This is a genomic window from Limosilactobacillus difficilis, assembly GCF_947387495.1.
GTDB classification, from domain to species: domain Bacteria; phylum Bacillota; class Bacilli; order Lactobacillales; family Lactobacillaceae; genus Limosilactobacillus; species Limosilactobacillus difficilis.
Window position 1 is genome coordinate 1 of the sequence record NZ_CANDNU010000066.1, and the last position, 5,384, is coordinate 5,384.

Consider the following 5,384-nt stretch of genomic DNA (forward strand, 5'->3'; position numbering starts at 1 on the left):
ATGGTATAGCGAAGCAACAAAAAACGGCACCGATAAGAATTACTCTTATCAGTACCGAATATTCTAGAATCGCTTTTCTCCAGTCCCGTTTTCATATCCATGGTAAAATGAAGACAATTAACGGCGAGGTGAATTGAATCGTGGATAAGATTATGATGACGAGCCGGGAGCAGACCATTGCCCTGGGTAAACGGCTGGCACCGAATCTGATGCCAGGTGATGTGATTGTGTTGAATGGTGACTTGGGAGCCGGCAAGACCACCTTTACGAAGGGGATCGCTGCGGGTCTCGGCATCCCAGAGTTAGTGAAGAGCCCGACTTTTACCATCATTCGGGAATACCGTGATGGTCGTTTGCCGCTCTTTCATATGGATGTTTATCGGCTGGAGCAAGGCGGTGGTGACGATCTGGGACTCGAGGAATACTTTGATGGCGATGGTGTCTGTGTCGTCGAGTGGGCTGAGTATGTTGCTGACGAGCTGCCAGACGACTTTTTGGCGATTCATTTCAAACGAACTGATGACGAAAGCCAACGGGTGCTGGAATTTGAACCCCATGGCCAGCATTTTGAACAATTAGTAAAGGATTTATTGGCCCATGACTAGGACGAGCCAGGAAGTTCGTGATGATCAAGACGTTCAGATCAGAGAAGCGGTGGCTGCTGACGCGGCTGCTATCATCCATTTCCTGCGACAGGCTAGCCAGGAGAGTGATGCGGTTTTAATCGCCGGTCTCGATCATCTGACAGTAGCGAGTGAAGCTGACAACTTGGCCACCATCCAAAATAGCAGTGACTGTGAGGTCGTTATTGCTACCCTTGCTGAGCATGTTATCGGTGTGGCGACGATCATGGTGGTCGGCGAGCAGCCGCAACAAGGCGAGCTGGGCGTTGTTGTGGAACGTCAATATTGGCATAACGGGATTGGTAGCGCCCTGCTAGATGTTATTTTGGACTGGTACCAACATGGTAGTTCTTTGCAGGAGCTTGTGTTGGACGTCTTTGCGGATAATCACCGGGCAATTCGCCTATATCGCCACTATGGCTTTCGCGAACTTCAGCGAGGCCAGGGCAAGGACGCACATGGCCTGATGAAAGAGTTGATACATATGAGCTATTGATCAAGCTAGAAGTTAAAATCAATTGACCTTACTGAAGCGGTATTTTCGTGGTGGTAAGTTTTTTTCTTTTGCCGATTGCTGTAAGCGCTTGTAAAAATTTGGACAATCAGTTATTGTGTACTTGAGTACTCAAGTAATAGGGATGAGAAAGAATATGAATTTACAAAAGCCAAATAATAGTTTGCGCGCACAGATTGTTTCTGCAATACAAAACGATATTTTTAATCATCGAGAGGTAGGCGAAAAATTACCGTCTGAATCAGAATATGCCGATGAATTTGGGGTGACACGCTCCACAGTGCAAAAAGCATTGAAGGATTTACAACAAATGAGCCTCATTGAAAAGGTTCAAGGAAAAGGATCCTTTGTTCGTCAAAAGCGGCCTAAAGTGAAGTTATTTAACTTCAAAGGTTTATCTGATTATGCTTTGCAAATTGGAGCAACGCCGATTAACAAAGTATTGACACACAAGATTGTTGAGGAGCAGGGAACGCCCACATTGTTGTTAAGACGTTTGCGGATCTTCAAGACTGATTCTTCTACTGTTCCCATGACTGTGGATGAATCACGACTTAATCTCAGCCGTTTTAAGGGTTTAGATAAATATGATTTTGCTAAGCAATCACTTTATTCCGTAATACGGAAGGAATATAAAGTAATTCCGGCAACAACGATGTTGCGAATGGTTGCTGTTTCAGCTGACGATGAACTGGCTGAGGCATTTAAATGCAAAGTCAACGATCCGTTGTTACAAACACAAGGTATCGTCCGTGACGAGCAGGGTGAAGTTGTTGAAAAGGTCAGAGTTACCTACAGCGATTTTGCTGAATTTGATTTGACATTAGGCATTTAATTTTTCAGGGAGGAATTTTTTTATGCGGGATAAAGATAGAATTTTAGGAGCATTATATGGGCAAGCAATTGGTGATTCCATGGGCATGCCGACTGAATTATGGCCGATTCAAAAGATCCGGAGTAAATTTGGTAGGCACATTACGACTTTTTTGGATGGCACTGATGATAATGATATAGCGATTAATTTTAAGGCTGGTGAATATACTGACGACACCAATCAAGCCTTTGCGATTTTGGATGCTTTGATTGAAACTGATTGGCAACCAGACACCAAGATTTTGGTGAAACATATTATGAAATGGGCCGATGCTGTTGGTGCTTGGACCAATAACATTCTTGGACCTAGCAGCAAAGCAGCTTTAAAGATGGTTAAGGAGGGTAAGGATCCAAAAGAAGTTACCAAAACCGCTTTAACTAATGGATGTGGGATGCGGATTTCTCCAATTGGAACGTTATACGAACCCGATCAGTTTAATGATTTAGTCAAGATGGTTTATGAGGTCACCAAGATTACCCACTCCAGCGATGTTGCCATTTCTGGAGCTTGTATGATTGCTGGGGCGGTTACTGCTGCTTTGGCGGACTACAGTTGGGATCAAATCATTACCTACGCCGAAAGAGCAAATAATGCGGGATTCAAATTAGGTGCGCCAACGTGGGCTGCTCATAATAAGGAACGTTTAGAAGTTGGGCTCGACTTAGCTCACAAGTATGCAGGCGATGATGATGCCTTTAGTGAAGCAATTTATAACACTGTGGGAACTGGAACAACTATTTCAGAAAGTATTCCGGCGGCATTGAGTATTGCTTATTACGCCAAAGACGTCAAAAAGAGTGCCGTTATCTGCACTAATCTTGGTGGGGATACTGATACGATTGGGGCAATGGCAACGGCCATTTGTGGTGCAAAGGTCGGAGCAAGTCAGATTCCTCAGGATTGGAAAGACTTAATTGATGAGAAAAATCCACAACACAATATTGAAGAATTTGCTGACCAGATTAGTCGATTTAATGCATAAAAATATCGAGGTGAAAGATGATGGATAATGATTTTGTAAAAGTTCCTGAGAAGGATAAAACATTAAGTCCTGGTAAGCTATTTTATAACTGGTTTGCTGCCAACATTGGTATTATGGGCTTTGTTTATGGAGCAATTGTCGTTAGTTATCACTTGTCATTTTGGCAATCAATTTTGGCAGCTCTTATTGGGGCATTAACGTTTGCTATTCCTGGCTGGGTTGCTATGATCGGTCAGCGTGAAGGGGTAACGACTTTTAAGCTCAGTCGTGCTGCTTTTGGTACCCATGGTAATAAAATTCCTAACTTTATGGCTTGGCTGAACATGGTTGGCTGGTTAGCAGTCAATGTCGTTACGGGAACCTTATTGTTTTCAGCAATGTTAAAAACTATCCACATTCCACAAACTGGTTTTACAAAGTTTATTTGTTTAGTTATCTTTGCTGGGCTAGTGTTCCTTTCTGGCATCTTTAAAGAAGAAACATTGGCAAAAATCCAAACTTGGATGAGTTGGATTTTTGGTGTTTTAACACTGGTTATGTTAATTATGTTCTTAATGAAGGCTAATTGGCATGAAGCTTTTGCGATGAAGCCAGGTAGTTGGGTAACCGGCTGGTTGCCAGCGGTTGCCTTTATTGCTGCAGGTTCTAGTATTTCTTGGTCAATGGCTGCTGCTGACTGGGGTGCTTATGTTCGGCCAAATACTCGTCCATCTGCAACTTTTTGGAATACCACTTTAGGTGCTGCAACACCATTGTTTATTTTAATGGCTGGGGGGATTTTACTAAGCACGATTTCACCTAATTTGGCAAGTGCTAGTGACCCGTACCAAGTTATGTATGGTGCAATTCCGGGATGGTTTGGATTCTTATACTTCTTAGTCGCTGCCGGAGGTATTATTCCCCAGTGTCTAGTTTCCTTCCGCTCAGCGCGAATTAATCTTTCAACGATCGGAATTGAAGTGTCCCAAAAGACTTCATTAATTTTACATGCGATCATTATTTTGATTATTTCAGTTTATGTTCTATTTATTTCCGGTAACTTTTTGAGCAATTTTGAATTATTCCTGAACTTCTTGGGCATTTGCCTGGCTTCGTGGGTAGCGATTTTCTTAGTGGACAGTGTTATTTATCGTAAAGATGGTTATGACGTCAAGTTGATGGAACCAGCTTCTACGACTCACTACAACTGGCCGGGGATTATTAGTTGGGTGATTGCCACTATCTTTGGTTTTCTTTTCACTTCTAATGCTGCTTACCGCGGTCCGTTTGCACATGGTATCTTCGAAAATAACAGTAGTTTAGCTGTCTTTGTATCTGGGATTGCTGCTATTGTAGTTATGTTTGTTTTCTCTCTGTTCGTCAAGAGCTCAAATAAGAAAGAGGATGCTGCCTAATGGCTAAAAAAAGTCTCATTATAGGTGCTGCTTTTGTTGACGTCATTATGGATATTGCACAATTTCCTAAATCTGGTGGGGACGTAACAGCAAAGTTAAAGTCTTATAATATTGGGGGCTGTGCTTTCAACGTTTATGGCGCCATTCGATCCTATTTGGGGAAACAAGCTGCAGACCTGTTTGTTCCGGTTGGGCGTGGGCAGTACAGTAAGATGGTTCGTCAAACTATGTCACAGAAAGATATTGATATTATTCTGACTGATTCAGACAAGGATAATGGGTGGGACCTTTGTTTAGTGGAGCCAAGTGGTGAACGCACATTTATTACCGTTCCTGGAATTGAACAAGAATGGAAAAAGAACTGGTTCGACAAGATCAATTTAGCTGATTACCAGTACTTTTACATCAGTGGTTATGAAATGGAAGATACAAGCTCAGCTAATTTAATACTGGATCAACTGGATAATCGGGAAGATGATGCATATATCCTATTTGATGCTTCACCGCGAATTAGCCACATGGAATCACAAATTATTGATCGTTTATTGCAACATCATGTAATTATTAATGCAAATGAAGATGAGATTGGCTTTTTTAGTAAGGCCAATTCATTAAAGAGACAAGCAGCTGAAGTCTTTACAAAGACTCAAAGTCCTGTGATCGTTACCTTAGGGGCGAAGGGAACATATCTTTATGACCAGAAGGGTGGTCGCTTGATTAAGAGCACTAAAGTTAGTGGCGTTGTTAATACTATTGGTGCTGGTGATACTCACTGTGGAGGTGTAATTGCCGGCTTGCTTCAAAGACAAAGTATTGATGAGGCTTGCCAGATTGGCAACGACTTATCTGCTAAGGTCATTTGCCAAGAGGCAGGCAGCCTATAAGTGAGGCAGCTTTTTTCGAGGCGATTTTGTAATTTGTCTGAGAATTTACAATTCAAGTGCAACATAAATTAAAAAAATAACCCATAACGGGTAGAATTAGTTTAATAACCAAA

6 protein-coding genes are annotated in these 5,384 nt (G+C 42.1%); all 6 read left to right on the plus strand.

The genetic code is table 11. The features are described from left to right. Positions 1-152: 152 nt before the first annotated feature. The 6 genes from tsaE (at position 153) to QOR82_RS08710 (ending at position 5,271) form a co-directional block, all read left to right on the plus strand. Positions 153-605 carry a tRNA (adenosine(37)-N6)-threonylcarbamoyltransferase complex ATPase subunit type 1 TsaE gene (gene tsaE, locus QOR82_RS08685; RefSeq protein WP_408612940.1) on the plus strand — a complete coding sequence of 151 codons (453 nt, stop codon included), beginning with the start codon at positions 153-155 and terminating at the stop codon, positions 603-605. Further along, entirely contained in the window at positions 598-1,119 is a 522-nt protein-coding gene (locus tag QOR82_RS08690) for a GNAT family N-acetyltransferase (protein WP_283584355.1), read from the plus strand. The genes tsaE and QOR82_RS08690 overlap by 8 nt, the downstream gene beginning before the upstream one ends. Positions 1,120-1,273: 154 nt before the next feature. Beyond that, entirely contained in the window at positions 1,274-1,972 is a 699-nt protein-coding gene (locus QOR82_RS08695; RefSeq protein ID WP_283584356.1) for a GntR family transcriptional regulator, read from the plus strand. A 22-nt stretch (positions 1,973-1,994) separates the two neighbouring features. Then, complete coding sequence (locus QOR82_RS08700; RefSeq protein WP_283584357.1) at positions 1,995-2,993, plus strand: ADP-ribosylglycohydrolase family protein; 999 nt, start codon at positions 1,995-1,997, stop codon at positions 2,991-2,993. Positions 2,994-3,013: 20 nt separating this feature from the next. Beyond that, positions 3,014-4,387: a purine-cytosine permease family protein gene (locus tag QOR82_RS08705; protein ID WP_283584359.1), complete on the plus strand. Its 1,374-nt coding sequence runs from the start codon at positions 3,014-3,016 to the stop codon at positions 4,385-4,387. Next, positions 4,387-5,271: a PfkB family carbohydrate kinase gene (locus tag QOR82_RS08710; RefSeq protein WP_283584358.1), complete on the plus strand. Its 885-nt coding sequence runs from the start codon at positions 4,387-4,389 to the stop codon at positions 5,269-5,271. The genes QOR82_RS08705 and QOR82_RS08710 overlap by 1 nt, the downstream gene beginning before the upstream one ends. Positions 5,272-5,384: the final 113 nt, after the last annotated feature.